The organism is Nocardiopsis sp. NPDC101807 (genome assembly GCF_044766605.1).
In the GTDB taxonomy this organism is placed as follows: Bacteria; Actinomycetota; Actinomycetes; order Streptosporangiales; family Streptosporangiaceae; genus Nocardiopsis; species Nocardiopsis tropica.
On record NZ_JBIWMK010000007.1, the window covers coordinates 78,101 to 93,261 of the forward strand.

The 15,161-nt window shown below is 74.2% G+C and carries 14 protein-coding genes and 1 riboswitch; of the genes, 8 read left to right on the forward strand and 6 right to left on the reverse strand.

The features are described 5' to 3' along the window. Positions 1-14: 14 nt before the first annotated feature. Together thiE and ACIRPH_RS21690 are read right to left on the reverse strand one after the other, a co-directional pair. Positions 15-683 (reverse strand): thiamine phosphate synthase, encoded by a 669-nt coding sequence (gene thiE, locus ACIRPH_RS21685; protein WP_402917040.1) that lies wholly within the window; start codon positions 681-683, stop codon positions 15-17. Between the two features lie 67 nt (positions 684-750). Beyond that, on the reverse strand, positions 751-1,128 hold the full coding sequence (locus tag ACIRPH_RS21690) for an Rv2175c family DNA-binding protein (protein ID WP_402917042.1): 378 nt from the start codon (positions 1,126-1,128) through the stop codon (positions 751-753). A gap of 107 nt (positions 1,129-1,235) precedes the next feature. After that, positions 1,236-1,348, forward strand: a riboswitch (TPP riboswitch). 29 nt (positions 1,349-1,377) lie between these two features. Between ACIRPH_RS21690 and thiO the strand changes: the two genes are divergently transcribed. The 7 genes from thiO to thiI all read left to right on the forward strand — a co-directional run bounded on the left by thiO (position 1,378) and on the right by thiI (position 9,749). After that, positions 1,378-2,586, forward strand: a complete 1,209-nt coding sequence (thiO, locus tag ACIRPH_RS21695) for a glycine oxidase ThiO (protein WP_402917770.1) — start codon at positions 1,378-1,380, stop codon at positions 2,584-2,586. A gap of 8 nt (positions 2,587-2,594) precedes the next feature. Next, positions 2,595-2,810, forward strand: a complete 216-nt coding sequence (gene thiS / locus ACIRPH_RS21700) for a sulfur carrier protein ThiS (RefSeq protein WP_267948901.1) — start codon at positions 2,595-2,597, stop codon at positions 2,808-2,810. 2 nt (positions 2,811-2,812) lie between these two features. Next, the gene (locus ACIRPH_RS21705; RefSeq protein ID WP_402917044.1) at positions 2,813-3,595 is read left to right on the forward strand and encodes a thiazole synthase; all 783 of its coding nucleotides are present in this window, start codon (positions 2,813-2,815) and stop codon (positions 3,593-3,595) included. Positions 3,596-4,100: 505 nt separating this feature from the next. Continuing rightward, on the forward strand, positions 4,101-6,068 hold the full coding sequence (pknB, locus tag ACIRPH_RS21710) for a Stk1 family PASTA domain-containing Ser/Thr kinase (protein ID WP_402917046.1): 1,968 nt from the start codon (positions 4,101-4,103) through the stop codon (positions 6,066-6,068). Between the two features lie 204 nt (positions 6,069-6,272). Continuing rightward, on the forward strand, positions 6,273-6,929 hold the full coding sequence (locus ACIRPH_RS21715) for a response regulator transcription factor (RefSeq protein ID WP_267948898.1): 657 nt from the start codon (positions 6,273-6,275) through the stop codon (positions 6,927-6,929). Positions 6,930-7,093: 164 nt separating this feature from the next. After that, positions 7,094-8,119, forward strand: a complete 1,026-nt coding sequence (locus ACIRPH_RS21720) for a 6-phosphofructokinase (protein WP_402917048.1) — start codon at positions 7,094-7,096, stop codon at positions 8,117-8,119. A gap of 340 nt (positions 8,120-8,459) precedes the next feature. Further along, positions 8,460-9,749, forward strand: coding sequence for a tRNA uracil 4-sulfurtransferase ThiI (gene thiI / locus ACIRPH_RS21725; RefSeq protein ID WP_402917050.1), 1,290 nt, complete (start codon positions 8,460-8,462; stop codon positions 9,747-9,749). Between the two features lie 66 nt (positions 9,750-9,815). On the opposite strand, the gene aroF is transcribed toward thiI, so the two are convergent. Beyond that, positions 9,816-10,862, reverse strand: a complete 1,047-nt coding sequence (gene aroF / locus ACIRPH_RS21730) for a 3-deoxy-7-phosphoheptulonate synthase (RefSeq protein WP_267948895.1) — start codon at positions 10,860-10,862, stop codon at positions 9,816-9,818. Positions 10,863-11,315: 453 nt separating this feature from the next. On the opposite strand from aroF, the gene ACIRPH_RS21735 reads away from it, so the two are divergent. Further along, a complete protein-coding gene (locus ACIRPH_RS21735; RefSeq protein WP_402917773.1) occupies positions 11,316-11,900 on the forward strand; it encodes a molybdopterin-dependent oxidoreductase in 585 nt (194 codons plus the stop codon). Here the strand turns inward: ACIRPH_RS21735 and macS are convergent. From macS to ACIRPH_RS21750, 3 genes are read right to left on the reverse strand one after another with little or no spacing between them, the layout of a single operon-like run. Next, complete coding sequence (gene macS, locus ACIRPH_RS21740) at positions 11,864-13,165, reverse strand: MacS family sensor histidine kinase (RefSeq protein WP_402917776.1); 1,302 nt, start codon at positions 13,163-13,165, stop codon at positions 11,864-11,866. The genes ACIRPH_RS21735 and macS overlap by 37 nt on opposite strands. Before the next feature lie 3 nt (positions 13,166-13,168). After that, positions 13,169-14,083, reverse strand: coding sequence for a hypothetical protein (locus tag ACIRPH_RS21745; RefSeq protein ID WP_402917053.1), 915 nt, complete (start codon positions 14,081-14,083; stop codon positions 13,169-13,171). Further along, positions 14,080-14,877 carry an alpha/beta hydrolase gene (locus ACIRPH_RS21750; RefSeq protein ID WP_402917055.1) on the reverse strand — a complete coding sequence of 266 codons (798 nt, stop codon included), beginning with the start codon at positions 14,875-14,877 and terminating at the stop codon, positions 14,080-14,082. The genes ACIRPH_RS21745 and ACIRPH_RS21750 overlap by 4 nt, the downstream gene beginning before the upstream one ends. Between the last annotated feature and the right edge of the window lie 284 nt (positions 14,878-15,161).

Consider the following 15,161-nt stretch of genomic DNA (forward strand, 5'->3'; position numbering starts at 1 on the left):
CCGGGAGTTCCCGCTCAGCCCCCGGTGCGGGCGGTCAGGCGCTCGCGCAGCCCGGCCGCGGCGGCCCGGGGGTCCTCGGCCTCGGTGATCGCGCGCACGACCACGACCCGGCGGGCCCCCGCCTCCAGCACCGCGTCGATGGTGGTCGCGTCGATCCCGCCGATGGCGAACCACGGGCGGTCCGTGCCCAGGGCGGCGGCGCGCTCGACCAGGGACAGGCCGGCCGCCGGGCGGCCCGGCTTGGTGGGGGTGGCCCAGGTGGGGCCGACGCAGAAGTAGTCGCTCCCGGCCTCCCCGGCGGAGGAGGAGGCGGCCGCGATGTCGTTGTTGGAGCGGCCGATCACGGGGTCGGCCCCGATGATGTCGCGGGCCATGGGCACCGGCAGGTCGCGCTGGCCCAGGTGCAGGACGTCGGCGCGCACCGCGCGGGCGATGTCCGCGCGGTCGTTCACCGCGAGCAGGGCCCCGTGCCGCTCACAGGCCTCCCGCATGACCTCCAGGGCCGCGATCTCCTCGCGGGCCTCCAGCCCCTTGTCCCGGAGCTGGATGATGTCCACCCCTCCGGCCAGGGCCGCGTCGGTGAACTCGGCGAGATCACCGCGCCCGGTCCGGGCGTCGGTGCACAGGTACAGAAGGGATGCGTCCAGGCGCTTGCGCAGGCTGGTTCCATGGCTGGTCCTCACCCCGCCCACCCTAGGCCCTCGCCGGTCGGCCCCCCGGAGGGGAGGCCGCCCGACGGCGCGCCGTTCCCTAGAAGGCCATGCCCTGGGCGCGGCGGCGCACCTCGGTGCCCCGGTTCTCGCGCATCGCCTGGATGGGAGTCCCCGGCAGGGTGTCGTCGGGGGTGAAGAGCCAGCGCAGGGCCTCCTCCGTGGAGAAGCCCGCGTCGGTCAGCAGCACCAGGGTCCCGGGCAGCCCCTTGACGAGGTCGTCGCCGTCGATGAAGGCGGCGGGGACGGACAGCTGCCCTCCGCGGACCACACCCATCATGCGGTTCTCGCGGATCAGGGTCTTGATCCGGTTGGGGCTCACGCCGAGCGGCGCGGCCGCCTCCTTCAGGGTCAGCCACTCGCCGACCAGCGTGTCGATGTCGATGTCGCTTCGTGTCACTCCCCCAATCTGCCACATCCCCGCGGGGCCCGGACACCTTCCGGCGCGGCGGGGTCCGGGCGCCGTGGAGATACCCGCCACTGCCACGCGTTCCGGGAGGAGGTTCTAGGATGGGGACAGACCTCTGCACATCCCGCGGGAGCCGGGTGGGACCCGGCTGAGAGGGAGGCTGTGAGCCTCCGACCGCACGAACCTGATCCGGGTCATGCCGGCGAAGGGAGTGGGAACAGCGCCGTGCGCACCGAGAACGACCCCCGACACGAAACGATTCGTCCTACCAATGGCGGTCCCGGGGACGCGCCGGAGCGGACCGTCGTCGTGGTCGGCGGCGGCCTCGTGGGGAGGGTCACCGCCTGGCGGGCGGCCCAGGAGGGCCTTCGCGTCACCCTGGTCGAGCCCGACCCCGTGACCGGCCCCGCCGGAGCCCGTGCCGCCTCCACCGTCGCGGCGGGCATGCTCACCCCGGCCACCGAGGCCGTGTTCGGCGAGGAGCCCCTCATGGAGTTCGGGGTCCGCTCCGCGGGCATGTACCCCGGGTTCGTCGCCGAGCTGGAGGCGGCCGGCGGGATCCGCGTGGGCTACCGCACCACCGGGACCCTCCTGGTGGCCTTCGACCGCGACGACATGGCCGTCCTCGCCGACCTGCACCGGCTCCAGGAGCGCCTGGGCATCGCCACCGAGCGCCTGACGAGCCGCGAGTGCCGCCGGCTGGAGCCGATGCTCGCCCCGTCCGTGCGCGGCGGCGTACTCGCCCCCGACGACCACTCCGTCGATCCCCGGCTGCTGCTGCGCGCCCTGGCCGCGGCGGGCGGACGCGCGGGGGTCACCGAGACGGCCGGCCGGGCGGAGGAGGTCACGGCCCCCGGCCCCGGGGGCGCCCGGCTGGGCGTGCGCCTGGACGACGGCCGGGTCCTGCCCGCCCACCAGGTCGTCCTGGCCGCCGGCTGCTGGAGCGACCGCGTCGCGGTGCCCGAACCGGTGGTGCCGCCGCTGCGCCCGGTCAAGGGCCAGCTCCTGCGCGCCCGGGTACCGGCCGGGGAGGCGCCCCTCGTCGGCCGCACGGTCCGGGGCCTGGTGAGGGGCTTCACCACCTACCTGGTGCCGCGCGCCGACGGAGAGGTGATCATCGGCGCCACCCAGGAGGAGCTGGGCTACGACACCTCGCTCACAGCCGGGGGCCTCTGGCAGGTCCTGAGGGACGCGCGCGAGCTCGTCCCGGGGGTGACCGAGCTGGAGGTCACCGAGACCTGTGTGGGCCTGCGCCCGGGCTCGCCGGACAACGAACCCCTGCTGGGGCCGACCCGGGTCCCCGGCCTGCACCTGGCCGCGGGGCACTTCAGGCACGGGGTCCTGCTGACCCCGGCCACCGGGGAGGCCATGGCGCGCGCCCTCACCACGGGCGCCCTTCCGGAGTACGCGCGCAGGTTCGCCGCGGACCGGGCGACCGGCGACGCGCACACGACGACGTGGGAGTAGGAGAGGCAGTGCAACTCATCATCAACGGCGACCTCCGCGAGTTCGCCGACGGCACGACCGTGGAGGCGGTCGTCCGCGACCTGACCGCGCCGGGCGGCGGCACGATCCCCGGCGGGATCGCCGTGGCCGTCAACGACGAGGTGGTGCGCCGGGCCGCGTGGGCGGACGGCGCGCTGGGCGCGGGCGACCGCGTGGACGTCCTCACCGCGGTCCAGGGAGGCTGAGCATGGACGGACACGCGACCGGCCGCGCCGAGGACCCCCTGGTGATCGCCGGGACCTCCTTCGGCTCGCGGCTGATCACCGGCACCGGCGGGGCTCCCTCCCTGGAGGTCCTGGAGGAGGCCCTGGTGACCTCCGGGACCGAGCTGACCACCGTGGCCATGCGCAGGGTCTCCCCCGGCGCGCAGGGGTCGGTGTGGGACGTCCTCTCCCGCAACGAGATCCGCGCGCTGCCCAACACCGCCGGGTGCTTCACCGCGGCGGACGCGGTGCGCACCGCCCGGCTGGGCCGCGAGGCACTGGGCACGGACTGGGTGAAGCTGGAGGTCGTGGCGGACGAGCACACCCTGCTGCCCGACCCGGTGGAACTCCTGGACGCCGCCGAGCAGCTCGTGGACGAGGGGTTCACCGTCCTGCCCTACACCAACGACGACCCGGTGCTGGCCCGGCGCCTGGAGCAGCTGGGGTGCGCGGCCGTGATGCCGCTGGCCGCGCCGATCGGCTCCGGGCTGGGGATCCGCAACCCGCACAACCTCGAACTGATCGTGGAGGGGGCGGGGGTCCCCGTGATCGTGGACGCCGGGATCGGCACCGCCAGCGACGCCGCCCTCGCGATGGAGCTGGGCTGCGACGCGGTCCTGCTGGCCACGGCCGTGACCCGCGCACAGGACCCGGTGCGCATGGCCGCCGCGATGCGCGACGCCGTCCGGGCCGGCCGGGGCGCCCGCCTGGCCGGGCGCATCCCGGTGCGCCGGCACGCCCTCGCGTCGTCCCCCGCGGTGGAGTAGCGCCCGCCCCCGGGGCGGCCCGCCGCCGCGCACCGCCGCACACGTCCCGCCGACGGCGCGTTCGGCCCCCGCCGGGGCGTGACGCGCCCCGGCCGCCGGGGCGCACGGGGCGCGTGTTCCGTCCGGGCGTGACCGGTCCCACCCCGGGCGGTCCGCCCGGACGGCCCCCGGGTGCCGCGCCCCCGCGGGGACCGGGCCTCCCGGTTCCCGGACCGGGCGGCCCGGCGCGCACCAGTCCCGTGAGGACCCGGGCGCCGTCCCCGGAACGTTTGGCACCGTCCCCTAACGTGGGATGGGTGTGCGGCCCGACGGAGGGCACAGCACGCTCGCCGATGAACCAGGCGCGAACGCCCGCCACCGAGGGTGGGGAGGCGCGACGCGACCGCGAACCGCGGGGCAGACCTGGCGTGGGCTTCCGCTATCGTGTCGGTTCGACACCCGGTGTCGGGTACGCGCCACCAACCGCGACAGCCCGCGCTCCCCGCAGCAAGGACACTACTCCGCCGTGGACATGACGACTTCCGACCCGCTCGTAGGCGCGACCCTCGACCGACGCTACTTCGTCGAGTCCAGGATCGCCGGAGGCGGGATGGCGACCGTCTACGTCGCCCACGACCTGAGGCTGGACCGCCGCCTGGCGTTGAAGGTGATGCACCCGTCGCTGGCCCAGGACCCCACCTTCGTCCAGCGCTTCATCAACGAGGCGCACTCCGTCGCCAAGCTCTCCCACCCCAACGTCGTCCAGGTCTTCGACCAGGGTGAGGACCAGGGACACGTGTTCCTGGCGATGGAGTACGTGCCCGGCCGCACCCTGCGCGACCTGCTCAAGGCCCGCGGGCGCCTGTCCCCGCGCGAGGCCCTGAACGTCATGGCGTCGGTCCTGGCCGCGCTCGGCGCCGCCCACCAGGCGGGCATGGTCCACCGCGACGTCAAGCCCGAGAACGTCCTCCTCACCGAGGACGGCCGGGTCAAGGTCGCCGACTTCGGCCTGGCCCGCGCCGTGGAGCAGTCCAACCAGGGCCTCACCCGGACCGGCACCCTCATGGGCACCGCCGCCTACCTGGCGCCGGAGCAGATCGAGAAGGGCGTCGCCGACGCCCGCAGCGACGTGTACGCCGCGGGCATCATGTTCTACGAGCTGCTGACCGGCGGCCAGCCGCACACCGGCGAGACGCCCATCGCGATCGCCTACCAGCACGTCAACGAGGACGTGCCGCGCCCCTCGCACTTCCTGCCGGGCCTTCCGCCCGAGGTGGACGCGTTGGTCACCAAGGCCACCGAGCGCGACCCCCGCTACCGTCCGAGCAACGCGGGCCAGTACCTGGCCAAGGTGCTGGAGGTCCTGCACCGCCTGCCGGCCACGGCCCCCGGCGGCGAGGCGCCGCTCGCGCCCGTCGCCCCGACCGCCGCGACGGCGTCCGTCACCGCCCCCCAGCTCATCGCGGGCGGGGCGGGGCCGGGCACCGAGAACGCCACCATGGTCGTGGACATGAACAGCGCGGGGCTGCGCGACGACGGCTACGACGACGACGGCTACGACGACTACCCGGACGAGCGCGACTCCCCGCGGCGCCGCAGGCTGCTGATCGGGATCGGCGCCGCCGTCCTGGCGCTGGTGGTGCTCCTCGCCGGCTGGTGGTTCCTCGTCGGGCGGTTCGAGACCGTGCCGGACGTGGTGGGGCAGAGCCCCGAGGCCGCGCGCGAGGCCATCCTCGACGAGGGGCTGGTCTACACGCTCGCGGAGGAGCCCGTCTACAGCGACGCCGAGCCGGGCAGCGTCGGTCGGACCGACCCCGGGCAGGGCGAGCGCCTGTCGCCCGGGGACGAGGTGACCGTCTACGTCTCCCAGGGCCCGCAGAACGTGACCATGCCGGACCTGCGGGGCGAGGACGCCGCGAACGCCCTCGCGGCGCTGGAGGACCTCGGGTTCTCCCCGGACAACCTCGAACAGGTGGACGTCGACGACGAGGACGTCCCGCCCGGCGAGGTGATCTCCACCGACCCCGAGGCGGGCGCCGAGGCCGACCGGGAGGACACGGTCACGGTCACCGTCAGCCGCAGCATCTCCGTCCCGGCCGTGGTCGGCCAGGAGCAGGGCGCCGCCCGGACGGCCCTGGAGGAACTCGGCCTGTCCGTCAGGGTGGTCGAGGAGGAGAGCGAGGACGTCGACGAGGGCCTCGTGATCCGGCAGAGCCCGGACAACGGCGCCAGCGTGGGCGCCAACGGCGAGGTCACCCTGACCGTCTCCACCGGACCCCCGGGCGTCGCGATCCCCGACGTGGTCGGCATGCCGGTGCGGGACGCCAGGGAGGAGCTGGAGGACGCCGGCTTCGACGTGGAGGTCGAGCGCGTCCTCGGCGGCAGGGTGGTCTCCCACCAGTCGCACACGGGCGAGGCGCCGGAGGGCACGGCGATCACGATCACCGCGACCCCGGGCGGCATCGACTTCGGGGACCTCGAGGACGACGACTGACGCGTCCGCGCGCCCGGGGGCCGGGCGCGCGGGCCGGGGGGGGGGGGGGGGGGGGGGGGGGGGGCCCCCCCCCCCCCCCCCCCCCCCCCCCTCCGCCGTCGCGCACCCGGGACGGCGAGGCCGGCGGGCCCCCGCGCCGACACGTCCCGCGCGGGTGCGCGGACCGCCGGCCCGGGGCCGCCCCGGTCGGGATAGGGTCCCTGCATGGCGACCGAGGAGATCCGGGTACTGGTGGTGGACGACCACCCGATGTGGCGCGAGGCTGTCGCACGCGACCTGGGCGAGGCCGGGATCGAGGTGGTGGGGACGGCGGGCGACGGCGCCAAGGCGCTGCGCATCGCCCCGGCCGCGCGTCCCACCCTGGCGGTGGTGGACCTGCACCTGCCGGACATGACCGGGGTCGAACTGACGGCGGGCCTCGTCGCGATGCCCGAGCCCCCGCAGGTACTGGTCCTGTCCGCGAGCGGCGCGGGCGACGACGTGCTGGCGGCCGTGAAGGCCGGGGCCACCGGCTACCTGGTCAAGTCGGCGGGGCGGGACGAGCTGCTCGACGCGGTGCGCCGCGTGAACACCGGCGAGGCCGTGTACACCCCCGGTCTGGCCGGGCTCGTGCTGGGCGAGTACCGCAGGCTGTCGTCGTCCGACCGCGTCCGGGAGCCCCGGGCGCCCGCGCTGACCCCGCGCGAGACCGAGGTGCTGCGCCTGGTCGCCAAGGGGCTGGCGTACAAGCAGATCGCCCAGCGCCTGACCATCTCCCACCGCACCGTGCAGAACCACGTGCAGAACACCCTCACCAAGCTGCACCTGCACAACCGGGTGGAGCTCGTGCGGTACGCGATCGACCAGGGCCTGGACGAGTAGCGGACAGCGCCCCCGCCCGGTTCCGGTCACGCTCCCACGCGCACGGCGACGGCGTTCCGGGACTGTTCGCCTCCCCGGGTTGGCCCCGGGGAGCCGGGCCCACTATGGTCTAGACCATATGGCGCCTCGCGCCGTGGGAACACACAACGTCGAGGAGAATTCGTATGCGAGTCGGGGTGCTGACCGGTGGCGGAGACTGCCCTGGTCTGAACGCGGTCATCCGCGCCGTGGTCCGCAAGGGCATCAAGGACTACGGGTACGAGTTCATCGGCTTCCGGGACGGCTGGCGCGGACCGCTGGAGGGCGACACCGTTCCGCTGAACGTCGAGTCCGTGCGCGGCATCCTCCCCCGGGGCGGCACCATCCTGGGCTCGTCCCGCACCAACCTCATGAAGATCGAGGGCGGCGTGGAGCGCGTCAAGGACAACATGGCCGCGCTCGGCGTCGACGCGCTGGTCGCCATCGGCGGCGAGGACACCCTGGGCGTGGCCCGCCAGCTGCACGACCGCGGCGTCAACGTCGTGGGCGTGCCCAAGACCATCGACAACGACCTCAACGCGACCGACTACACCTTCGGCTTCGACACGGCCGTGAACATCGCCATGGAGGCGATCGACCGCCTGCACACCACGGCCGAGTCGCACCACCGCGCCCTCGTCGTGGAGGTCATGGGACGCCACGCCGGTTGGATCGCCCTGCACTCGGGCATGGCCGCCGGCGCCAACGTCATCCTCATCCCGGAGCGCCCCTTCGACATCGACGAGGTCGTCAAGCACGTCGAGAGCCGCTTCCAGACCCAGTACGCGCCGATCATCGTCGTCGCCGAGGGCGCGCACCCCAAGGAGGGCCAGATGGAGCTGGCCACCGGCGAGACCGACTCCTTCGGCCACGTGCGCCTGGGCGGCATCGGCCAGCGCCTCGCCGACGAGATCGAGAAGCGCACCGGCAAGGAGGCGCGCTCGGTGGTCCTGGGGCACGTGCAGCGCGGCGGCACCCCCACCGCGTTCGACCGCGTGCTGGCGACCCGCCTGGGCGTGAACGCCATCGAGGCCGTGCACGACAAGTCGTTCGGCAAGATGGTCGGCCTCCAGGGCACCGCCATCGTCCGCGTCGACCTGGCCGAGGCCACCGACACCCTCAAGACGGTCCCGGCCGAGCGCTACGAGGAGGCCGAGGTCTTCTTCGGCTAGGCCGGCCGCGAGCTCCGGGAGCGACCACGACACGGGCCGGAACCGTCGGAACACGGACCTCCGGCGCCTCCCGGACACCGCCGGCCCCGCCGACCGACGTCCGCGTGCGCCGGACCCGGGCCGGTGTGCGCCCCCTCCCCAGCTCCCAGGGGAGGGGGCGCGTCCGCGTCCGGGACCGCCGCAACACTGTGTTTACCGCCGCATGCCCTCCCACCCCGTCGGAAAACGGTTCGAGCGGTCGGGGGGATGTTCGATACTGGAGGGCGGCGCTGGACACCCGGTTCCACCGCCGACGCTCCCACCTCGTACCGGGCCGTAGGCATTCACCGGAGGTAGCACCATGTCCGCGTCGCTCGAGTCCGCGCCGCTCCCCGTCACCGAGGTAGGAGCCGAGGCCGGGCTGGGCGAGCTCTGCGTGCTCATGAAGCTCGGCGAGATCGTCCTCAAGGGCTCCAACCGCAAGCTGTTCGAGCGGCGGCTCCACAACAACATCCGCGCCTCCGTGCGCGACCTGGGCGACGTCCGCCTCTCGCAGCGCGGCGCGGGCGTCATCATCGTCCGCAAGCCCGGCGCCTCCGACCTGGAGGTCGCGGAGATCGCCGACCGCATGGCCAACGTCATGGGCGTGGTGTGGGTGCACCTGGTCCGCCGGGTGGCCAAGGACCTGGACGCCATCACCGACATCGGCGTGCGCTCCCTGGCCGGGCGCCAGGGCTCCTTCGCGGTGCGCGCGCGCCGCCGCGACAAGCGCTTCGAGATGACCTCCTCCGAGCTGGCCGGGTACCTGGGCTCCAAGGTCATCGAGGCGCACGGCTACCCCGTGAACCTCAAGCGGCCCGACAACACCCTGTACGTCGAGGTGGACAAGGACGAGGCGTTCGTGTTCACCGACGGCATCCCGGGCCAGGGCGGCCTGCCGGCGGGGATGAGCGGTCGCGGGCTGGTGCTGATGTCCGGCGGGATCGACTCCCCCGTGGCCGCGCACCGGATGATCCGGCGCGGGCTGAAGGTCGACTTCCTGCACTTCTCCGGGATGCCGTTCACCGGCCCCGAGTCCATCTACAAGGCCTACAGCCTGGTCCGCCAGCTGGACCGCTACCAGGTGGGCTCGCGCCTGTTCGTGATCCCCTTCGGCAAGGCCCAGCAGCAGCTGAAGAGCTCCGGCATCGAACGGCTCCAGATCGTCGCCCAGCGGCGTCTGATGCTCAAGACCGCGGAGGCCCTCGCCGACGACCTCGGCGCCGAGTGCCTGGTCACCGGGGACGCCCTCGGCCAGGTCTCCAGCCAGACCATGACCAACCTCACCGCGCTGGACGACGCCGTCGACCTGCCGATCCTGCGCCCCCTCGTCGGCATGGACAAGACCGAGATCATGGACCAGGCCCGCAGGATCGGCACCCTGGCCATCTCGGAGCTGCCCGACGAGGACTGCTGCACCATGCTGACCCCGCGCCAGGTCGAGACCGCCGCCAAGATCCCCGACCTGCGCCAGATCGAGAAGCGCCTGGACGCCGAGGAGCTGGTCGAGCACCTGGTCACCACGGCCCAGGTGCACAAGCCGAGCTTCCTCGGCGACGCCGCGCCCAAGCGCCTCGACGGCGCGAGCAAGCCCGCCGCCGCCCGCCTCTGACACGGGCCCCGCGACGGCGCCGCCCCACCACGTCGGACGTGGCGGGGCGGCGCCGTCGCTCCGGCCTCAGAGACCGGCCAGCTCGCGGCCGGGCGCCGGGGTGAGGGTGCGCCCGCTCAGGGCGGCGAGGGTGCCGGCCAGGTCGCGCAGCTGGGCCAGGTCCTCCTCCAGGAGGGCCTGCGGGCCGTCGCACAGGGCGGTCTCCGGGTGCGGGTGCACGTCCACGATGACGCCGTCGGCGCCGACCGCGACCGCCGCGCGGGACAGCGGGAGCACCAGTTCGCGCTTGCCGCCCGAGTGGGACGGGTCGACGATGACCGGCAGGTGGGACAGGTTCTGGGCGACCGGGACCGCGCTGATGTCGAGCGTGTTCCGGGTGGCCTTCTCGAAGGTGCGGATGCCGCGCTCGCACAGGACGATGTCGAGGTTGCCCCGCTGGGCGATGTACTCGGCCGCCATCAACCACTCCTCGATGGTGGCGCTCATCCCCCGCTTGAGCATGACGGGCTTGCCCGCGTCGCCCGCCGCCTGGAGCAGGGCGAAGTTCTGCATGTTGCGGGTGCCGATCTGGAGCATGTCGGCGTAGGAGGCGACGAGCTCGACGTCGGCGGCGTCCACCACCTCGGTGACGACGGGCAGTCCGGTCTCCTCGCGGACGTCCGCGAGGATCTTCAGCCCCGCCTCGCCCAGCCCCTGGAAGGCGTACGGCGAGGTCCGCGGCTTGTACGCGCCGCCGCGCAGCAGGGAGGCGCCCGCGGTGAGGGCCATCCTGGCGGCCTCGAGGGTCTGCTCCGGGGTCTCGACGGCGCACGGGCCGGCGATGACGGTGACGTTGTCCCCGCCGATCGGCACCCCGCGGACGCTGACGACGCTGCGGCTGTCGTGGTTCTCGCGGCTCACCAGCTTGTACGGCGCGGAGATGCGCAGGACGTCGCTGACACCGGGCTTCGCGGCCAGGCCCAGGTTCTGGAACCGCTCGACGTCCCCGACCAGGCCGATGATCGTACGGCTGACCCCTCGGGTCACGTAGGCCTCGCCTCCGGAGGAGGTGACCAGTTCGACGAGTGAGTCGATGTTGTCGGGGGTGGCGTCCGGCGCCATCACGATGACCATGTGGTTCGTCCCTAGCTGCTTGTCGGTGGGAGTGGCGGGACCGGTTCGCGCCCGGGACACGAAAAAACCCCGGGCTCTACCGGCCCGGGGCTCAAGTCGTCTGTGTCAGCGCAGCGCTTTACAGGCGACCGGGGTATCGGGCCGGTAGCCATAAAAGCGCCAGAAGTTTCGCTGCATGGCTGCGACTATAGCGCACGGTCGCGGTGCGCCCGCACGCACGGGGTGAGTGACCTGGCTCTCGTCGGCGCCTGGCAGGATGGCCGGACGCCGCGTTCCCCCGCGGGGTACGGGACGGGGAGGTCCCGGCGGGGGACACGCCCGACCCGTGGGCAGGGGCGTATTGCAAGGGCCGGGCGGCCGGAGCGAGACGAGCAGGGGGACGTGTTGTCCGAGAGAGCGGACGGGGACGGCGGTACGGGGGAGGATCGCGCGGGGCGCGCCGGGGGGCCCGGGATCCCGCCGGGCCAGGCCGTACGGTACGAGCACAGACCGCTGCACTACGGACCCGTCCCCGTCTTCCGGCCGCGCAGGTGGGACTTCCGGGTCATGGGCGCGACGGAGACCCTGGGCTCCTACCGGTGGACGTGGGAGGAGTTCGGCACGCTGCCCCGCGCCGACTCGGTGAGCGACTTCCACTGCGTGATGCGGTTCAGCGTCCCCGACGTCCCCTGGGGCGGGGTCCGCGCCCTCGACCTGGTCTCCGCCGCTCCCCCGGCCCCGGAGGTGACGCACGTGATGGCCTGGGGGGAGTACGGGTACAGCGCCAACCTGCGCCTGGACGACTTCCTGTCCGAGCAGGTCCTCCTGGCCACCCACCGCGACGGGGAGCCCCTCGCCCCGGAGCACGGCTTCCCGCTGCGGCTGGTGGTCCCCCACCTCTACGGGTGGAAGAGCGTGAAGTGGCTGCGCGCGGTGGAGTACATGACCGCCGACCGGCGGGGGTTCTGGGAGGAGCGCGGCTACCACAACCGCGCCGACCCGTGGAGCGAGCAGCGGTTCTCCTACCAGGAGGAGCCGGGCCACGGGCCTCCCCTCTGAGGCGCGTCCCCGCGGGGGACGCGCATCTCCACCTCCGTCCCCTGCCCCGGGACCGAGACGTACTCGACGGTCCCCCCCAGGTCCCGCACGCGCCCCCGGATGGACTGGGCCACGCCGAGGCGGCCGTCCGCGTGCGCCTCCTCCAGCCGGCCCGGCGCGATCCCCGGCCCCTCGTCGCGCACGGACACGGTCACCCCGTCGGGCTCGTCCTCCAGCAGCACCCAGGCGCGTGTGCCGTCGGGACAGTGGCGCTCCACGTTGTCCAGGGCCGCGAGGACCGCGGCGGCCAGCTCCTCGGCCGTGCGGGCGGGGAGGAGGACGGGGGAGGCCGGCGCGGACACCGAGACGCGGGACGACTCCGCCCTGCGGACCGGTTCGCGCAGGTCCACGGGGGCGCCGTCGAGCCCCTCCCCCGGACCGCCGCCCCGGGCCCCTCCCCCGGACAGGGGGTCGGCGTGCACGGCCGCGGCTCGGCCGGCGGCCCCCCACGGTGCTCCGCGGCCCCCCGGGGCCGCCGGCCGCGCGGCGCCCTCCCCGGACGACCCGCCGGGCGGGTCCCCGCCGTCCGCGAAGAGGGCACGCAGCCGCACCTCCTGTTCGCCCGCCATCCGGCCGAGTTCGGCTGCCTCGCCGCCGGCCTCGGCCCCGCGCCGGCTGACGAGGGCGAGCACCTGGAGCACGGAGTCGTGGATCGAGCGGGCGAGCTGCTCCCGCTCACGGAGGCGGGCCTCCAGGGAGACCGCCTGGGCGAAGCGCCGCTCCGCCTGTTCGGCGACCTTGGCCATGTACCCGACGACCAGGGACGCCAGCAGCAGGAGCACCACTCCCCGTGCGGTGGCGGCGGTGATGTTCGCGTCCATGACGACGCGCAGCGTGAGGTCGGCGAAGCCGTAGAGGAGGGCGACGATCCCGGCTCCGCGCCGTCCCCAGATGACGGCGGCGGAGAGCGCCGCCCCCGCGAACCAGTAGCCGCTCAGGGGAGGGGCCTGGGTGAGGTAGAAGGGCGTGGCGGCGGCGGCCGTGGCGAACAAACAGGCGAACGCCACGGCCAGGTCGGCGGTGAGCAGGCGCCAGGTGCGGTGCTCGGGGCGCGCGTAGCCGTAGGTGGCGGCCACGGTCCACACGGCCATGGCCGCCAGGACGGTCCAGGCGAGCCAGGGCCTGGTCAGGGCTCCGTGGTTCTGGACCAGGAGGACGAGGGAGTAGACCAGGGTCGCGGCGCGGAAGACGGCGAACGCGCGCCAGAGGGGGACGTCGAAGCCCAGCGGTCAGACCACCGCCCCGTTGTCCGGCCCGTTGTCCCCGGGCGGCCGCGAGTCGGTCATGCGGAGGATGAGCACGACGAAGCTGGCGAGGAACGCCACCACGGCGAGGAACATCATCCAGTTCGGCAGGGAGACGCCGGCGAACGCCGCGCCGAACACCAGCACGGGTCCGCCCAGCAGTCCGAACCAGGCGGCGATGCCGACCCGGTCGCCCTTGAGCAGGGGTGGAGGGGGCGGGGGCTCGTAGTGGCCCTCCAGCTCCGCCTCGGCCCGGCGCCGGGCGTCCTCGTCCCCGTCGTCCTCCCCGGCGGCGTCGGCGGGGCCTGCGAGCAGGTCGCCGCCGGGGTCGCCGCCGGGGTCGCCGCCGTCACCGGGCCCGGTGTCCTCGCTCCGGTCGGAGACCCCGAGGTTCTCGGCGTCCGGCCAGGCCACGCGGGTGGGCCGGTCGGAGGCGTCCTCGTCGTAGAAGCGCGCCACCAGGTCGTTCCAGACCTGGTCCTCGTCGGAGGGCCGGGCCTGCGCGGCGTCGCCGTGGGGCCCGTCGAGCAGGTCGCCGCCCGCGGGGCCGTCGGCCTGGGCGTCGGGGGCGGCCCCGCCCTCCGCGCCGTCGGCCTCGGGCCTGGAGTCCCCGTGCGGAGCGAGCAGGTCCGGGTCGGAGGGGCCCAGGTCGGGCAGCTCGGCGCCCAGGACCCGTTCCGCCGCGGCCCGCTCCTCGGCGTCCACGTAGAGGTGGTCGGTGGGAGGGTCGTCGGCCCCGCCTCCGGACGGATCGAGGACGTCCTCGTCCAGGGGCACCGCGTAGGCGGCGATCCCGCTGCGTCGCAGCGCCTCCAGCATCGTGTCGGCGTGCGACGGCGCGAGCAGGATGAGGGGCACGTAGGCGTCGGCGAGCAGGCCGTTACCCCGACGTTGCGTCATCGGTCGGCTCCTTCCCCGCTTCTACGGTGCTCCCGCACGAAGGCGAGGCTTCCGTCGAAGATGGCGGCGGCGTCATGGTCGAGGGTCGCCACGTGGTAGCTGTCGTGCAGCAGGTGGATCGTCAGCCGGGTGTTGACCGCTCTCCTAGCGAGGATACGCAGACTCCGCGGTCCGACGACGTGGTCCTGGGTACTGCGATAGGCCAGAATCGGCGCTCGCAAACCGGACATGCCCTCCTGAACTGCGCGCCACAGCTTCGGGAGTGTCGCGGCGGCCGCGGTGGGGACCCTGTCGTACCCGCCCTCGGTCGTGTCGTCCTTGGAGACGTCGCTGGAGAGCCCCGGCGTGGAGGGCATGATCCGCGCGGCCAGGCGGCGGACCGGCGCGATGAACGGCAGCCTCGCGTCCTCCAGGGCCAGGGACGGGTTGACCAGCACCGCCCCGCGCACGAGGTCCGGGTGCTCCTGGGCCAGGCGCAAGGTGAGGGCCCCGCCCATGGACAGCCCCATGACGTAGACCTCCTCGCAGCGCGAGGCCAGGTCCAGCAGGGCCCGTTCGGCCTCGGCGAACCAGTCGTCGCTGGTGGTGAGGTTCATGTCCTGCCAGACCGTGCCGTGCCCGGGCAGGAGGGGGATCTCCACGCTGCACCCCGCGGCGGCGAGGTGCTCGCCCCAGGGGCGCATCGAGTACGGGGAGCCGGTGAATCCGTGACAGAGCAGTACGCCGACCTCCGACCCGCGGTGGCTGAAGGGCTCCGCCCCGGGGATGAGGGGTACGGTGTCGGTCGGTCTCACGGAGCGGCTCCCAGGGGATCGTGCGGTGCGCGTCGGTGCCGGCGGCGCCGGCGGCGGCCGTGGACCGGGCGCCGCGGGGCGGACCGGCCCCGGCTCCAGCCGTGAGGCTAGCCGCTCGGCGGAGTGTTTGTCATGGGTGCACACTAACCCCCAGCCCTCCGGGGGCGGGAGGGGCACAGCGCGCCGCGGGGGCCGACTGAGTATCCTCGACTGGGTCGGGCCGGGGCCCGTTTGGGGGCACTTTGGCAGTTGCCCCCGCACGGTGGGAGGATGGCGCACGTCAG

Coding starts and splice junctions, on each gene's coding strand:
- ACIRPH_RS21690 (WP_402917042.1), bottom strand. CDS start 1,128: ATGTGGCAGATTGGGGGAGTGACACGAAGCGACATCGACATCGACACG.
- ACIRPH_RS21705 (WP_402917044.1), top strand. CDS start 2,813: ATGGACGGACACGCGACCGGCCGCGCCGAGGACCCCCTGGTGATCGCC.
- ACIRPH_RS21715 (WP_267948898.1), top strand. CDS start 6,273: ATGGCGACCGAGGAGATCCGGGTACTGGTGGTGGACGACCACCCGATG.
- ACIRPH_RS21720 (WP_402917048.1), top strand. CDS start 7,094: ATGCGAGTCGGGGTGCTGACCGGTGGCGGAGACTGCCCTGGTCTGAAC.
- thiI (WP_402917050.1), top strand. CDS start 8,460: ATGTCCGCGTCGCTCGAGTCCGCGCCGCTCCCCGTCACCGAGGTAGGA.
- aroF (WP_267948895.1), bottom strand. CDS start 10,862: ATGGTCATCGTGATGGCGCCGGACGCCACCCCCGACAACATCGACTCA.
- ACIRPH_RS21745 (WP_402917053.1), bottom strand. CDS start 14,083: ATGACGCAACGTCGGGGTAACGGCCTGCTCGCCGACGCCTACGTGCCC.